Consider the following 14,670-nt stretch of genomic DNA (forward strand, 5'->3'; position numbering starts at 1 on the left):
CGACACCAACATCATCAACACCACCCGCTTCGACGCGCCCGCCGGAAAGGGCGAACAGGTCGACGGTCGGCGGGGCCAGCTCGGCAAGATGTTCGCCCTGCGGCACTACGGACCCGAGAAGGTCGCAAACGCGATCCTGTCGTCGGTCCAGAAGAAGAAGCCGATCCGCCCGGTCGCGCCGGAAGCCTATGCGCTGTATGGTCTTTCGCGCCTAGCGCCGCAAGGGCTGCGGAACGCGGCGCGCCTGCGCGTGATCTGACCCGGGGGCTCAGGTTCCCGCTCGCGCCGCGCCCTGGCGGCCCGTCAACAGCGCGCCGCCGATCGCGAGCAGCCCGACGACCGCCAGCGGGATCGACCACGTGCGCCGACTGCCCACCGACGACTGGCACTGCGCCACATAGTCGGTGTGCGGGACGACCTGATTGAGGATCGGGATGTTCGCCACGCTGTTGTTGTTGGCGCTTCTGGCCGCGGACAGGTCCGTGGCGACCGCGTTTCCGCACCCGATCGAATGGCCGTTGCCGTCGGAAATCGACACCGGCGCCAACAGCCCGATCACGCCGGCCAGCAGCAGCACGGCGCCCACGGCCAGGATCAACCGTCGCACTGTCACGATCTCGCCTTCCTTCGTACAGGTTTTCGACCCCGGGAGATTAGCCGCTGGACAGGGCCGGTAAACCCCGCATCCGCCGGATTCAGCGGCCCGTTGGTGGGTATTCCGCCGCGGTGACCGAGAGGGGGAACCAGGTGCTGATTGCGACGCGGGACGTGGCCGCGCCTTGCGAGCGGGTGTGGGAAGTGCTGGCCCAAGGGTGGACCTACACCCAGTGGGTGGTGGGCAACAGCCGCATGCGGGCCGTCGATCCGAATTGGCCGGAGCCCGGGTCCTCGATCAGGCACTCGATCGGGATTTGGCCGTTGGTGATCAACGACGCGACCGTGGTGGAGGAGAGCGAGCCGCCGCACAAGCTGGTGCTGTGCGCCCGCCTGGGGCCGCTGGGCGCCGCGCGGATCACGATGCTGCTGCACGAGACACCGCAGGGCTGCCGGGTGGAGATGATCGAGGTGCCCGTCGAAGGCCCGATGGGGGCCGTCCCCGATTCGGTCGCGTTGGCCGCGGCCTATCCGCGCAACAAGGAGTGCCTCTGGCGGCTGGGGGCCCTGGCGGAGCGCAAGGTGCCCAGCCAGGTGCAATGAGCGTGCGGGACACCGCCGACGCCGTCGTCATCGGGGCGGGACACCACGGCCTGGTCGCCGCCTCGATGCTCGCCGACGCGGGCTGGGACGTGTTGGTGCTGGAAGCCCAGCCCGAACCCGGCGGCGCGGTTCGCAGCGCCGAGCTCACGCCGGGATACATCACCGACCTGTTCAGCTCGTACTACCCGATGACGGTGGCCTCGCCGGCGATCGCCGCCCTGGGCCTGGAGGATCACGGCCTGCGCTGGTCGCACGCCCCGGTGGTGCTGGCGCATCCGCGCAGCGCGGCGGACGACGACCCGCCCAAGGTCTATCACGACCCGGCGCGCACCGCGGCGGAATTCGCCCGCCGGGTGCCCGCCGACGGCGAAAACTGGTGGCGCCTGGTTCATTTGTGGGAGCGGATCAAGGCGCCGCTGCTGGACGCCATGTTGGCGCCCTTCCCGCCCGTGCGCCCCCTGCTGCGGCTGCTGACCGGGCTCGGCACGTCGGACGCGCTCCGGGTGGCGCGCCTGCTGGTGCAGCCCGCCAACACCATGGCGAGTGAGCTGTTCGCCGGCGAAGCGCCGCGAGTGTTGTTGCTGGGCAACGCAATGCACGCCGACGTCCCGCCGGACGCGCCGATCAGCGGCGCCATGGGATTCCTGATGACGATGCTGGCCCAAGACTGCGGCTGGCCGGTGCCGGTCGGGGGCTCGGGGCAGTTGACGGCCGCCCTGGTCAACCGTGCCCGCTCCGCGGGCGCGCGAATCGAGTGCAACCAGAACGTGTCCCGCATCCAGGTGCGGGATGGCCGCGCGGTCGGGGTGATTACGGCCGAGGGGCGCACGGTCGCGGCGCGGCGGGCTATCGTCGCCGACGTGACGGCCCCGCGATTGTTCTGCGACATGCTGCCGCCGGATGCGTTGCCGCCCAAGCTGTTACGCGACCTCGAGCACTTCATCTGGGACCCACCGGTGGTGAAGGTCAACTACGCCGTGGGAGCGTCCGTTCCGTGGCGGGCGAAGAACCTGCAGGGCGTGGGCACCGTCCATCTGGGCGCCGACGGTGACGGGCTGGTCCGCTGGATGGCCGACCTGAACACCCGGGTGGTGCCCGAGCATCCCTTCATGTTGCTGGGCCAGACCACAACAGCCGATCCGACCAGGTCCCCGAACGGCACCGAAAGTGTCTGGGCCTACACGCATCTGCCGCGCAACGTGGCCGACGACGCGTCGGCCGATCGGCTCGCCGAGGCGGTGGACCGGGTGATCGAGGAACACGCGCCGGGTTTCGGTTCGGCGGTCGTGGACCGGTGCGTTCAGCGCCCGTCAGACCTGGAGGCCAGCGACGCCAACCTGCACATGGGTGCGCTCAACGGTGGCACGGCGCAACTGCAGCAGATGCTGATCTTTCGCCCGGCGCCCGGCATGGGCCGGGCCGAAACCCCGGTGCGGGGGCTGTATCTGGGCAGTGCGTCGGCCACCCCGGGCGGCTCGGTGCACGGCGCCTGCGGGCGCAACGCGGCCAACGCCGCGCTGGCGGCGGATGGCGCGACCGGCTGGCCGCGCCGGACGGTGCAGCGAGCCGTGTTCTCGGTGATGACGGGTAAGCGCTAGCCGTCGAACGTCACACTGGCGTGACGTTCGAGCGCCAGTGCCACCCTGGCGTGACGTTCGACGCGTCAGCTGAGGCGCTAGCCGTTTGCTAGCCCTTTTCGGCGATGTCCTCGAGCACCGCGAACATGGTGCGGGTCGGCACGCCGGTGCCGCCCTTGGGCGTGTATCCCCACGGGCCGCTGGTGTTGTACGCCGGGCCGGCCACATCGATGTGCGCCCAGCCGACGCCGTCGGCGACGAATTCGCGCAGGAACACCCCGGCCACCAGCATGCCGGCGAAGCGCTGGCCGCTGATGTTGGACAGGTCGGCCACCGTGGACTTCAGGTCGTCTTTGAGTTCGTCGGGCAGCGGCATCGGCCAGGCGTTCTCGCCCACCCGCTGCGAGATGGCGGCGACCCGGTCGCGGAACTCGTCGCTGCCCATCACCCCGGGGATCCGGGCGCCCAACGCCACCGTCTGGGCGCCGGTCAGCGTGGAGGTCTCGATCAGGTAGTCGGGGTTGTCCTCACACGCCCGCACGATGGCGTCGGCCAGGATGAGCCGGCCCTCGGCGTCGGTGTTCTGCACCTCGACGGTGATGCCGCCGTACTGCGTCAGCACGTCACCGGGCCGCTGCGCCGTGCCCGACGGCATGTTCTCGGCCATCGGCACGGTGGCGATCACGTCGATCGGCAACCGCAGCTGCGCGGCCAGCGCCACCGTGGCGATGACCGCGGCCGCGCCGCCCATGTCCGAGGTCATGTAGTGCATCGACGCCGCCGGCTTGATCGAGATGCCGCCGGTGTCGAACGTGATGCCCTTGCCGACGAGCGCGACCTTCTTCGCCTGCTTCGGCTTCTTGGCCAGCTTCGAGCCCCGGTGGGTCAGCCGCACCAGCCGCGGCGGCCGCGACGAACCCTGGCCGACGCCGATCACCCCGCCGTAGCCCGCCTTCTGCAGCGCCTTATCGTCGAGCACCTCCACCTCGAGGCCGACCGACTCACCCAAAGCCCTTGCGCGTCGGGCGAATTCGGCGGGAAAGAGGTGGCTCGGGGGTGTGTTGACGAAGTCGCGGGCGGTGGCGCTCGCGGTCGCCACGGCGGCGCCGTGCGCGCTGGCCGCTTTGGCGTCCTTCGAGGCGGACAGCACGGTGATCTTGCGCAGCCCGTTGTCTTTCGGCGCGGTCTTTCCGCTGCGGAAGTCGGTGAACCGGTAGCTGCCCAGGATCAGGCCCTCGACGGCCGCCGAGCAGACGTCGGCGCTGAAGTCGCCGGGCAGCGTCACGAACACCGCCTCGGCGGTGCCCAGCGACCGCGCCGCCACGCCGGCCGCGCGCCGGACGGTGTCGGCGGGCCACTCGGGTCGCGGCTTGCCCAGGCCGATCGTCAGCACGCTGGACACCGGCAGCGACGGCACGACCAGGCGGTGGACCTGCTCGCTGCCGCCGGTGGCGTCCAGTGCGCGCAGCCCGGACTCGATTTCGGTGACCGCCTCGGCCGGCAGCAGCGATTCGCCCGGGGCCACCGTCGCCCCCGGTCTGTCCTCGTCGCCGGTCGAGACGACGGGCACGATCAACACCGAAGAGCCCGCCCCGCGTTTCGGCAGCGATGTGGCGACGTTGACGGAGGGGCTGTCGTAGCTCAAATCGGCGGTCACGGGCATTCACCCTAATCGCCGGAGGCCGAGCCGAGACCGGCGGCGTCCCGACCGTGCAGCTCGAAGGCGATCGTGGGGGTGTCAAAACCTTTGAGCTCGAAGGGACCCCGCGGCGTCGCCGGCCAGTCCGGCAGGCGTTCGTGCAGCGCCGAATCGGCCAGGATCTGGCACGGGGCCGCGGCCCCGACCAGACGCGCCGCGAGGTTGACGGGGCTGCCGAAGTAGTCCCCGTTGATCGCCAGGACGGAGCCGAAGGCCAGGCCGGCGCGCACCTGCAGGCCCTCCTCGCGCGCCCGCGGATGGTTGACCAGGTCCACCGCCGCCTTGGCGAGGCGTTCGGGCGACGCGCTCACCCACATCACCTCGTCGCCGATGAACTTCACCACCCGGCCGCCGTCGCGATGCACCACGTCCGCGACGGTGCCGGCGAACTCGTTGAGCAACGCCGAAAGCTGCGCGGGGGTGAGCGCGCGGGTGAGCACGGTGAAACCGGACAGGTCCGCGAAACCGATGCCGCACACCACGCTTGCCGAGGTGTCGCGCAGGACGCCCTCGAAGTGGGTTCGGGCGCCGGTCAGATGATGCCGGTGGACGACGTCGATCAGCGCCGAAATCCGGGGGACGAACTCCGCCACCGCGCGGTACGCCTGCGCCGTGGCGAGTTCGTCGTTGGTGTAGGTCATCTGGATGTCCGGCGTCCCGGCCCGGATGGCCGTGGACTCGGCCTCCGCGAGCCGGGCCATCGCCGCGCCGAGCACCCGCAGCAATCCGAACGCGCCGTCCTCACCCACCACCGTCTTCAGGCCGACCCAGGTCGCCAGCGCGTCGACGTCGGCCTGGCTCAGCACCGGAACGTCGGGGCCGGCCACGGTGAGGCCGAGCAAACCCCACGCGTGGGTGACCTCCTCGGCCGTCAGGCCGAGTTGTTCGGCCGCTGTCGCGATCGTGTGGACCGGGCGCCCCGACCATTGCAGCACGTCACCGGCGAGGCCGAACAGCCGCCCACGCTGTTCGGCTTCCACCATCTCGTCGACGGTGAAGCCGAGTTCGTCCAGGTACTTGATCAGGTCGGCCCGCTCGCGCGCGTTCGCGATCCCGGCGGCCTCCAGCGCCGCGAAGTCCGGGGAATCGACCACCCACCCAAGTGTGCCAGCACCCGCGATTAGGGTGAACCGTCGTGACCGATGACCTACAGCATGGCCCGTTGGAAGACCGCCACCGCGCGTTGGGGGCCAGTTTCGCCGAGTTCAGCGGCTGGCTCATGCCCGTGTCGTATGCCGGCACCGTCAGCGAGCACAACGCCACCCGCAACGCGGTCGGTCTGTTCGACGTCAGCCACCTCGGCAAGGCGTTGATCCGCGGGCCGGGCGCCGCCGAATTCGTCAACTCGACGCTCACCAACGACTTGCGCCGCATCGGCCCGGGCAAGGCCCAATACACCTTGTGCTGCAACGAATCCGGCGGTGTCATCGACGACTTGATCGCCTACTACGTCGGCGACGACGAGATCTTCCTGGTGCCAAACGCCGCCAACACCGCCGCGGTGGTCGAGGCGCTGCAGGCGGCGGCCCCGACAGGTCTGACGATCACCAACGAGCACCGCTCGTACGCGGTGCTGGCGGTGCAAGGCCCGCGCGCGGCGGACGTGCTCGGCGGGCTGGGGCTGCCGACCGACATGGACTACATGGGCTACGCCGACGCCTCCTACGAGGGGGTGCCGGTGCGGGTGTGCCGGACCGGATACACCGGGGAGCACGGCTACGAGCTGCTGCCGCCCTGGGAATCCGCGGCGGTGGTGTTCGACGCGCTGGCCGCGGCGGTCGGCGCCGCCGGCGGCGAGCCCGCCGGCCTGGGCGCCCGCGACACGCTGCGCACCGAGATGGGCTATCCGCTGCACGGGCACGAACTGGCGCTGGACATTTCGCCGCTGCAGGCCCGATGCGGCTGGGCGATCGGATGGAAGAAGGACGCGTTCTTCGGCCGGGACGCGCTGCTGGCCGAGAAGGCGGCCGGGCCGCGACGGCTGCTGCGCGGATTGCGGATGGTCGGCCGCGGTGTGCTGCGGCCCGGTCTGACGGTGCTCGCCGGCGAGGCGCCGGTCGGGGTCACCACCTCGGGAACCTTCTCCCCGACGCTGCAAGTCGGCATCGCGCTGGCGCTCATCGACGCCGGCGCCGAGGTCGAGGACGGCCAGCGGGTCACCGTCGACATTCGCGGGCGCGCCGCGGAGTGCGAAGTCGTGCGGCCGCCCTTCGTCGAAGCGAAGACCCGTTAGTGCCGCCGCTTCAGATGAAAAGCCCGGTCGCAGGCGGATATACAATCGCCCCATGACCAGCGGCTCCCTCGAGTTCACGGTTTCGCGTTCGGCCAACCCCGCGACCGACGCCGAACGTGGATCCATCCTGGCCGAGCCCGGTTTCGGCAAGCACTTCACCGACCACATGGTGTCGATCGACTACGACGACGAGCGGGGCTGGCACGACGCGCGGGTCATCCCGTACGGCCCGATCGAACTCGACCCCTCGGCGATCGTGCTGCACTACGCGCAGGAGATCTTCGAAGGGCTCAAGGCGTACCGCTGGGCGGACGACTCGATCGTGTCGTTCCGCGCCGAGGCCAACGCCGCGCGGTTGCGGTCGTCGGCGCGGCGCCTCGCGATGCCCGAACTGCCCGACGAACTGTTCATGGGCTCGCTGTGCCAGCTCATTGCCGTCGACAAGCCCTGGGTCCCCGCGGCCGGCGGCGAAGATGCCTTGTATCTGCGCCCATTCATGATCGCCACCGAGCCCGGATTGGGCGTGCGGCCATCCAAGCGGTATCGGTACCTGCTGATCGCGTCACCGGCCGGCGCCTACTTCAAGGGCGGCATCAACCCCGTCACCGTCTGGGTGTCGACGGACTACGTGCGAGCCAGCCCGGGCGGCACCGGCGCGGCGAAGTTCGGCGGCAACTACGCCGCCTCGCTGCTGGCGCAGGCCGAGGCCGCCGCCCACCAGTGCGACCAGGTGGTGTGGCTGGACGCCGTCGAACGGCGCTTCGTCGAGGAGATGGGCGGCATGAACATCTTCTTCGTGTTCGGCAGCGGCGGGTCGGCGCGGTTGGTCACCCCGGAGCTGTCCGGTTCGCTGTTGCCGGGGATCACCCGGGATTCGTTGCTGCAGTTGGCAATTGACGCCGGTTTCTCGGTCGAGGAACGCAAGATCGACATCGACGAATGGCAGAAGAAGGCCGCCGCCGGCGAGATCACCGAGGTGTTCGCGTGCGGTACCGCCGCCGTCATCACCCCGGTCTCGAAGGTGAAGTACGGCGACACCGACTTCACCGTCGCCGACGGCCAGCCGGGCGAGGTGACGATGGCGCTGCGCGACACGCTGACCGGGATCCAGCGCGGGACGTTCGCCGACACCCACGGCTGGATGGCGCGGCTGGGCTAGGCCCTCGCCGGGTCGTCGGCCGTGAAGTTGGTTTCACGTTCGGCCGCGAGCGTGAAGATACTTCACACTCGCCGGCGAGCCGGGCGCTCGCCCGCTAGAACCGCACCAGCCCGGCGAGCGCCACGGCGCTCACCGTCGTGGTCAGCTCGATCGCCGCGCCCAGCACGTCGCCGGTGATGCCGCCGAATCGGCGCACGCAATGCCGCACCAGCACCGCGCCGCAGACCAGGCCCGCCAGCACCGCCACCGGCCCCTGCCACGCCCGCGGTCCGGCCGCCAGCGCGGCGACCAGCAGCGCGGCGACCCAGCCGGCCGCGACGGCCACCGGCTGGCTGCCCGCGACCCGCGCGCCCAGCGCGCTGCCCGCGGCCGCGGGCACCGACCGTCGGCTGGCCACCACCGCGGCCACCCGGCCGGCGGCGACCGCCACGGCGATGCCGGTGAGCCCCGGCCTGCCCGCCGCCCCGAGCGCCGCGAACGCCAGCCCCTGCAGCGTGACCGTCAAGGCGACGGCCGCCGCGCCGAACGGGCCGGTCGACCCGTCGCGCATCACCGCCAGGGCGCGCTCGGGCGGCCCGTAACAGCCCAACCCGTCGGCGGTGTCGGCGACACCATCGATGTGCAGGCCGCGGGTCGCCAACAGCAGCGCCGCGACCGCGAGCAGGCCCGAGAGCGCAGAGGACGGCCCGAAGGCGTGAGCCCCGCCCCACGTCACCGCGGCGGCGAGCGCACCAAGGCCTGCGCCAACCACGGGCAGCGCCGTCATGGCGCCGCGGCCCATCGCGGCACCGCGCGAACGGGGGACGGGCAGGACCGTGCCGAACGCGAAAGCCGTTGCCAGCGAACGCATCACGGCGGGGGAGCGGCCCGATCGGACACGCCGGCCTGGGTGAACGTGGCCATCGACGACAGCGTCGCCACCGCGGCGCGCAGCACCGGCAGCGCCAGCGCCGCGCCGCTGCCCTCGCCCAACCGCATCCGCAGGTCCAGGATCGGCTCGAGGCCGAGCTCGGTCAGCGCCAGCGCATGACCGGGCTCGGTGGACCGATGGCCGGCCTGCCACCACAGCCGGGCGTTGGGCGCCAGCCGCTCGGCCACCAGGGCGGCGGCCGTCACCGCCATCCCGTCGAGCAGCAGCGGGGTGCGCCGCACCGCGGCCTGCGCGCAGAAGCCCGCCATCGCGGCAAGGTCGGCGCCGCCCCCGCAGCGCAGCAACGCCACCGGGTCCGGCAGCACGCGCGACGTCCGGAACAGGGCGTCGCGCACCGCGGCCGTCTTGCGCGCCCAGCCGGCGTCGTCGATCCCGGTGCCGAAGCCCACCACCGCGACCGGCTCCGCGTTCGTCAGCGCCGCCACCAATACCGCGGCCGGGGTGGTGTTCCCGATGCCCATGTCCCCGGCGATCAGCAGGTCGGCCCCGGCGTCGACCTCCTCGTCGGCGATGGCCCGGCCCGCGGCGATCGCGGCGAGGGTCTCGGCTTCGGACAACGCGTCCTCGACGGCGATGTCGCCGCTGCCGCGCCGCACCTTGTGGGCGCCGATCCGGTCCGCCGGTGCGTCACCGTCAACCGCCAGGTCCGCGACGCGCACGGTCGCGCCGGCGAGGTCGGCCAGCACATTGATGGCCGCGCCGCCGGCCTCGAAGTTGGCGACCATCTGCGCGGTCACCTCCGGCGGGTAGGCCGACACCCCGGACCGCGCCACACCGTGGTCACCCGCGAACACCACCACCCGGGCGCGTTCGAATTGCCTTGGTGGGCAATGCCCTTGGCACGACGCGATCCACACCGACAGGTCTTCGAGGCGTCCCAGCGCCCCCCGCGGCTTGGTCAGTTCGTCCTGGCGGGCGCGGGCGGCGGCGGCGAAGCCCGCGTCGGGCGGCGACACCGGGGCGAACTCCATCACGTCACCGACGGCTTGATCGGCACCGCCTGCCCGGCGACCACCAGCACCACCCGGTCGCAGAGCTCGGCGACGCGCTGGTTGAGGCTGCCCAATTCGTCGGCGAACCGGCGCCCGGACGCGGTGGGCGGCACGACGGTCAGCCCGACCTCGGGGCTGACCAGCACCAGCGTGGAGTTGAAGGCGCCGACGGCGGCGAGCATGGCTTCGATGGGCGCCGCGACCGACCCGCCGTCCCACCCGTGGTGGCGGTCCAGCGTGCCGGTGAGCCAGGAGCCCAGGTCGTCGACGAGGGTCGGGGTGTCCGGCGCCGCGCGCAATTGGCCTGCGATGTCGCCGGTTTCGACCGTCGACCAATGGCCGGGCCGGCGGCCGCGGTGCTCGGCGACGCGGTCCGCCCAGCCCGCATCGTCGTCGCCGGCCGGGCCGGGGGCCAGATAACAAACCGGCCGGCCCGCCGGCAGCGTCGCGGCGATGGCGTCCTCGGCCCACCGGGATTTGCCCGATCGGATCCCGCCGAGCACCAGCGTGCGCACCGCGCTCAGGCGGGCCTACTTGACATCGGCGCCGCGCTTGACTTGGGGCCGCGGGGTCCGCAGCCGTCGCATCTGCGAGGCCCGGCTGGCGGCGTACAGGCCCAGCTTCCAACGGCTTTCGGTGTTGTCCGGGAACTTCGCGTCCACCAGCTTGCTCACCCTGCGGCCCAGCAGCAGCCCGTCGACCAGCATCACCGCCATCAGCAGCAGCATCGCCGGGGAGACGTAGAGCTGCAGCTGCGGGGTGGTGAACAGGGCGAACATCAAGAACAGCGTCGCCGGCATGAACAGGCCCAGCAGGTTGCGCCGGGCGTCCACCACGTCGCGCACGTAGCGCCGGACCGGGCCCTTGTCGCGCGGCAGCAGGTACGCCTCGTCGCCGGCCATCATGCGTTCCCGGCGATCGGTCATCTTGGCGCGGTTGGCGGCCCGGTCGGCCCTGCGCTCTTCGCGGCTGAGCTTGGGACCGGCCATCGATTTGCGGCGGGCCCGCGCCTCGGACGCGGTCATCGGTGCGGGCGCGACCGGACCCTTCCGCGCGGTGCGCCGCGCCTCGTTGCGCTTCGGCGTGGGCCGGCCCTTGGGGCTCGTCCCACGCCCGCCACGCGACGTCGTCTCGGGGGCGCCGCCGGCATCGAGCGCGGCAGCGCCCTCGTCAAGGTCCTCGTCCTGGCCCTTCTTACGGCCCATCAACTTCACAGAGGCCAGGTTACTTCGCGAATGAGCCGCCCCGGAATTGGCTTGGAATGCCTTGCTATTAGACCTGCGTCAGCGCCTCGGTTGGCCCTACTCTTACCAGTGATGAACGGCTGCCTGTGATGGACGACGGCACCATGGCCTCGGATGATGCTGCTTTGGGCCTCGCTCCCGGCCGTCTGCAGCTGCCGGCCATGCTCGTCCTGGTCGCCCCCGATTGTTACGGCGACAGCATGACGGCCGTGGAGGCCGCCGCGGCCATTGCGACGGGGTGGACCCGATGCCGGCCGGGCGATCGGTTCATCGTCGCCCCGCAGTCCGACGGCGGCCCCGGATTCGTCGAGGTGCTCGCCAGCCGGCTGGGCAAGGCCCGGCGGCTGCGGGTGTCCGGTCCGCTGTCCACCATGGTCGAGGCCGCGTGGGTGTTCGACCCCGCCACGACGACCGCCTATCTGGAATGCGCGCAGGCGTGCGGCCTGGCCCTACTGGGCGGTCCGCCCACCCCGGAGACGGCGATGGCGGCCCACAGCAGGGGAGTGGGGCAGCTGATCGCCGAGGCGCTGCGGGCCGGGGCGACGCGCATCGTGGTCGGGCTGGGCGGCAGCGCCTGCACCGACGGCGGGCAGGGCATGATCGCCGAACTCGGCGGCCTGGACTCCGCCCGTCGCCAGCTGGCCAACGTGGAGCTCATCGCCGCCTCCGACACCGAATACCCGCTGCTCGGGCCCTGGGGTGCGGCCAGGGTCTTCGGCCCGCAGAAGGGCGCGGACACGGTCACCGTCGCCGCGTTGGAGGTCCGCCTGCAGGCGTGGGCGCTGATCCTGGAAGCGGTCGCCGGCCGCGACGTGAGCTCCGAACCGGGCGCGGCCGCGGCCGGCGGCATCGGCGCCGGGCTGCTGGCGCTGGGCGGCCGGTGCGAGTCGGGCGCGGCGATCATCGCCCATCACACCCGCCTGGCCGACGACCTGGACATGGCGGAGCTGATCGTCACCGGGGAGGGCCGGTTCGACGAGCAGTCGCTGCACGGCAAGGTGGTGGGCTATCTCGCCGACGCCGCCCGGCCGCGGGGAGTGCCGGTGATCGTGCTGGCCGGCCAGGTGGGACTGGACAACGCCACGGTCCGGTCGGCGGGCATCATGGCCGCCCTTTCCATCGCCGAGCACGCCGGCTCGGTGCGGCTGGCGCAGGCCGACGCGGCCAATCAGCTCATGGGTCTGGCATCCGTCGTGGCCTCGCGACTCGGGAATAGCGGTCCTGCAAGGTACCGTTGAGCTAGTGGACTTTCTCGGGCCCAGCCTGAAGACCCAGCCAACGAGAGGCATGTAGGAGAAGCAATGACGGTGCAAAACGAGTCGAACGCCAAGACGCACGGCGTGATCCTGACCGAGGCCGCCGCCACCAAGGCAAAGTCCCTGCTCGACCAGGAGGGGCGGGACGACCTGGCGTTGCGGATCGCGGTCCAGCCTGGCGGGTGCGCAGGCCTGCGCTACAACCTCTTCTTCGACGACCGGACGCTCGACGGCGACCTGACCGCGGACTTCGGCGGCGTGACGTTGACGGTCGACCGGATGAGCGCGCCGTACGTGGAGGGCGCGTCCATCGACTTCGTCGACACCATCGAGAAGCAGGGCTTCACGATCGACAACCCCAACGCCACCGGGTCCTGCGCCTGCGGCGACTCGTTCAACTGACCGGGTAACGCCCGCTCAGTACGAGCCGCCGGTGCGCAGCACGTACGAGCACACCATGATCTGGCCCCGCTGGAACAGCAGCTGGGCGACGCCCTGCAGTTCACCGCGCATCGGGCCCCCCGCCGCGGGCGACGCCTTCATCGTGAACAGCGCCTGGGCCTGGTACTGCGACAGGTAGACGATCTTGTCGATCGAGGTCACCTCGACCTCGGAGAACTGCTTGCGGAACGCGTCGCTGCTCAACTTGGCCAGCGCCTGGTCGGACCGTTTGTCGCGGACGCCGTCGTACATGCCGCACAGCGCGTTGCGTTCGATCTCCTCGATGTCGCGGTGATCCAAGGCGTCCAGATACCCCTGGATCGCCGTCTTGGCGGCGCCCTCGGAGAACGTGGCGCCGGTGTTGGCCCCGTTGGTGCGCACGCCGTAGACGATCGCCACGGTCAGGGCCGCCACCAGGGCCACGGCCAACAGCAGGCCGATGATCAACCGCCGCTTGGACCGCCGCTGCGGGTAGGGCATCGGCGGCGGTGCCTGCCCGGCATAATTGGCGGGGGCCGCGCCACCGGCGCGGGGGTCGTCGGGAAACTCGAGCGGCTGAGACTCCGCTGGCTCGGGTCCGCTGCCGCCGACGGTGTGGTTCGGCGAGTGCGGACCTGCCATCGTGGTCTCCTACGGTGGTAGACGGGACGTATCGACGGGCTGGGTGCGGTATACCCCGACCGAGCATCGTGTCCCGGCGACTTGAGCGAGTTCCCTAGGGAGGCTAGCGCACCGCTTCGCGCCGACGGTGGACACAGCAACGGTCCAGGCGCGTGCGTAAGCTAGATAACCTTACTAACGAAGGGCGGAGACATTCGTGACGATCGCGGTGACAGGTTCGATTGCGACCGACAATTTGATGCGGTTCCCCGGCAAGTTTTCCGAACACCTGCTGGCTGAGCATCTGCAGAAGGTATCGCTCAGTTTTCTGGTCGACGACCTGGTGATCCACCGCGGCGGCGTGGCGGGCAACATCGCCTACGCCATCGGCGTGCTCGGCGGTGACGTGGCGCTGGTCGGCGCGGCCGGCGACGACTTCGACGACTACCGGCACTGGCTGCAGTCGCACAACGTCAACTGCGACAACGTGCTCATCTCGAAGACGGCGCACACCGCGCGCTTCACCTGCACCACCGACGAGGACATGGCCCAGATCGCGTCGTTCTACCCCGGCGCGATGTCGGAGGCCCGCAACATCAAGCTCGCCGACGTGGTGTCGTCCATCGGCGAGCCGGACCTGGTGATCATCGGGGCGAACGACCCTGACGCGATGGTGGTGCACACCGAGGAGTGCCGCAAGCTGGGCCTGGCCTTCGCCGCCGACCCGTCCCAGCAGCTGCCCCGCCTGTCCGGTGACGAGATCGACAAGCTCGTCGACGGGGCCGCCTACCTGTTCACCAACGACTACGAGTGGGAGCTGCTGCTCAACAAGACCGGCTGGTCGGAAGCCGACGTGCAGGGCAAGGTCGGGCTGCGGGTGACCACGCTGGGACCCAAGGGCGTCGACATCGTCGAGCCCGACGGCACGACGACCCACGTCGACGTGGTGCCCGAAACCAGCCAGACCGACCCCACCGGCGTCGGCGACGCGTTCCGCGCGGGCTTCCTCACCGGACGCAGCGCCGGCCTGAGCCTGGAACGCTCCGCGCAGCTGGGTTCGCTGGTCGCCGTGCTGGTGCTGGAATCCACCGGAACGCAGAACTGGGACTGGAACCGCGAGACCGCGGTGAGCCGGTTGGCGGGCGCCTACGGCGACGACGCGGCCAACGAGATCGCCGCGGTGCTGGCCTGAACCTGGCCGCCTAATCGAGTGTGCGCTCTTGGCTTCGCGCGTGCGCTGAGGGCGCGAAATTCGAGAAATCTCCGCCCAGGACGCACGCTCGAAGCCCTCATCGCACGCTCTTCGTAAAGCCGACGGCCTCAGAGCTGGAGGGGATGCGG

At 71.1% G+C, this 14,670-nt stretch carries 15 protein-coding genes and 1 pseudogene; 8 read left to right on the forward strand and 8 right to left on the reverse strand.

All coding sequences use genetic code 11. The features are described 5' to 3' along the window. Positions 1-259, forward strand: a pseudogene (locus A5701_RS05715) (short chain dehydrogenase); the annotation flags it as partial. 9 nt (positions 260-268) lie between these two features. Here A5701_RS05715 and A5701_RS05720 read toward each other — a convergent pair. Further along, a complete protein-coding gene (locus A5701_RS05720; RefSeq protein WP_067749711.1) occupies positions 269-613 on the reverse strand; it encodes an aminopeptidase in 345 nt (114 codons plus the stop codon). Between the two features lie 134 nt (positions 614-747). Here A5701_RS05720 and A5701_RS05725 point away from each other — a divergent pair, with 134 nt between their 5' ends. Both A5701_RS05725 and A5701_RS05730 read left to right on the forward strand, forming a co-directional pair. Further along, entirely contained in the window at positions 748-1,197 is a 450-nt protein-coding gene (locus tag A5701_RS05725; protein WP_067749735.1) for an SRPBCC domain-containing protein, read from the forward strand. Then, positions 1,194-2,795 carry an NAD(P)/FAD-dependent oxidoreductase gene (locus A5701_RS05730; protein ID WP_067749713.1) on the forward strand — a complete coding sequence of 534 codons (1,602 nt, stop codon included), beginning with the start codon at positions 1,194-1,196 and terminating at the stop codon, positions 2,793-2,795. Before A5701_RS05725 ends, A5701_RS05730 begins: the two co-directional genes overlap by 4 nt. A gap of 88 nt (positions 2,796-2,883) precedes the next feature. Here A5701_RS05730 and A5701_RS05735 read toward each other — a convergent pair whose 3' ends face one another. Beyond that, positions 2,884-4,437, reverse strand: a complete 1,554-nt coding sequence (locus A5701_RS05735) for a leucyl aminopeptidase (protein WP_067749715.1) — start codon at positions 4,435-4,437, stop codon at positions 2,884-2,886. 5 nt (positions 4,438-4,442) lie between these two features. After that, a complete protein-coding gene (locus tag A5701_RS05740; RefSeq protein WP_067749718.1) occupies positions 4,443-5,567 on the reverse strand; it encodes an adenylate/guanylate cyclase domain-containing protein in 1,125 nt (374 codons plus the stop codon). Between the two features lie 41 nt (positions 5,568-5,608). On the opposite strand from A5701_RS05740, the gene gcvT reads away from it, so the two are divergent. Together gcvT and A5701_RS05750 are read left to right on the forward strand one after the other, a co-directional pair. Next, positions 5,609-6,706: a glycine cleavage system aminomethyltransferase GcvT gene (gene gcvT, locus A5701_RS05745; RefSeq protein ID WP_067749720.1), complete on the forward strand. Its 1,098-nt coding sequence runs from the start codon at positions 5,609-5,611 to the stop codon at positions 6,704-6,706. A 52-nt stretch (positions 6,707-6,758) separates the two neighbouring features. Further along, positions 6,759-7,865: a branched-chain amino acid aminotransferase gene (locus A5701_RS05750; RefSeq protein ID WP_067749722.1), complete on the forward strand. Its 1,107-nt coding sequence runs from the start codon at positions 6,759-6,761 to the stop codon at positions 7,863-7,865. Between the two features lie 94 nt (positions 7,866-7,959). Here the strand turns inward: A5701_RS05750 and A5701_RS05755 are convergent, their stop codons facing one another. The 4 genes from A5701_RS05755 to A5701_RS05770 are packed head-to-tail and all read right to left on the reverse strand — an operon-like array spanning position 7,960 to position 11,002. Continuing rightward, positions 7,960-8,718 (reverse strand): adenosylcobinamide-GDP ribazoletransferase, encoded by a 759-nt coding sequence (locus A5701_RS05755; RefSeq protein ID WP_067749724.1) that lies wholly within the window; start codon positions 8,716-8,718, stop codon positions 7,960-7,962. Further along, the gene (cobT, locus tag A5701_RS05760; RefSeq protein WP_156669938.1) at positions 8,715-9,770 is read right to left on the reverse strand and encodes a nicotinate-nucleotide--dimethylbenzimidazole phosphoribosyltransferase; all 1,056 of its coding nucleotides are present in this window, start codon (positions 9,768-9,770) and stop codon (positions 8,715-8,717) included. Before cobT ends, A5701_RS05755 begins: the two co-directional genes overlap by 4 nt. Next, a complete protein-coding gene (locus tag A5701_RS05765) occupies positions 9,767-10,303 on the reverse strand; it encodes a bifunctional adenosylcobinamide kinase/adenosylcobinamide-phosphate guanylyltransferase (protein WP_067749727.1) in 537 nt (178 codons plus the stop codon). Before A5701_RS05765 ends, cobT begins: the two co-directional genes overlap by 4 nt. Before the next feature lie 15 nt (positions 10,304-10,318). Then, positions 10,319-11,002: a DUF3043 domain-containing protein gene (locus A5701_RS05770; RefSeq protein WP_067749729.1), complete on the reverse strand. Its 684-nt coding sequence runs from the start codon at positions 11,000-11,002 to the stop codon at positions 10,319-10,321. A gap of 191 nt (positions 11,003-11,193) precedes the next feature. Here A5701_RS05770 and A5701_RS05775 point away from each other — a divergent pair, with 191 nt between their 5' ends. After that, positions 11,194-12,270 (forward strand): glycerate kinase, encoded by a 1,077-nt coding sequence (locus A5701_RS05775; RefSeq protein WP_067749737.1) that lies wholly within the window; start codon positions 11,194-11,196, stop codon positions 12,268-12,270. Between the two features lie 63 nt (positions 12,271-12,333). After that, on the forward strand, positions 12,334-12,690 hold the full coding sequence (locus tag A5701_RS05780; RefSeq protein ID WP_067281389.1) for an iron-sulfur cluster assembly accessory protein: 357 nt from the start codon (positions 12,334-12,336) through the stop codon (positions 12,688-12,690). A 15-nt stretch (positions 12,691-12,705) separates the two neighbouring features. Here the strand turns inward: A5701_RS05780 and A5701_RS05785 are convergent, their stop codons facing one another. Next, the gene (locus A5701_RS05785) at positions 12,706-13,350 is read right to left on the reverse strand and encodes a hypothetical protein (protein ID WP_067749731.1); all 645 of its coding nucleotides are present in this window, start codon (positions 13,348-13,350) and stop codon (positions 12,706-12,708) included. A 196-nt stretch (positions 13,351-13,546) separates the two neighbouring features. Between A5701_RS05785 and A5701_RS05790 the strand changes: the two genes are divergently transcribed. Beyond that, positions 13,547-14,521 carry a carbohydrate kinase family protein gene (locus tag A5701_RS05790; protein ID WP_067749733.1) on the forward strand — a complete coding sequence of 325 codons (975 nt, stop codon included), beginning with the start codon at positions 13,547-13,549 and terminating at the stop codon, positions 14,519-14,521. The last annotated feature ends 149 nt before the right edge of the window (positions 14,522-14,670 follow it).

This window comes from Mycobacterium sp. E3305, assembly GCF_001666785.1.
Taxonomy (GTDB): Bacteria; Actinomycetota; Actinomycetes; order Mycobacteriales; family Mycobacteriaceae; genus Mycobacterium.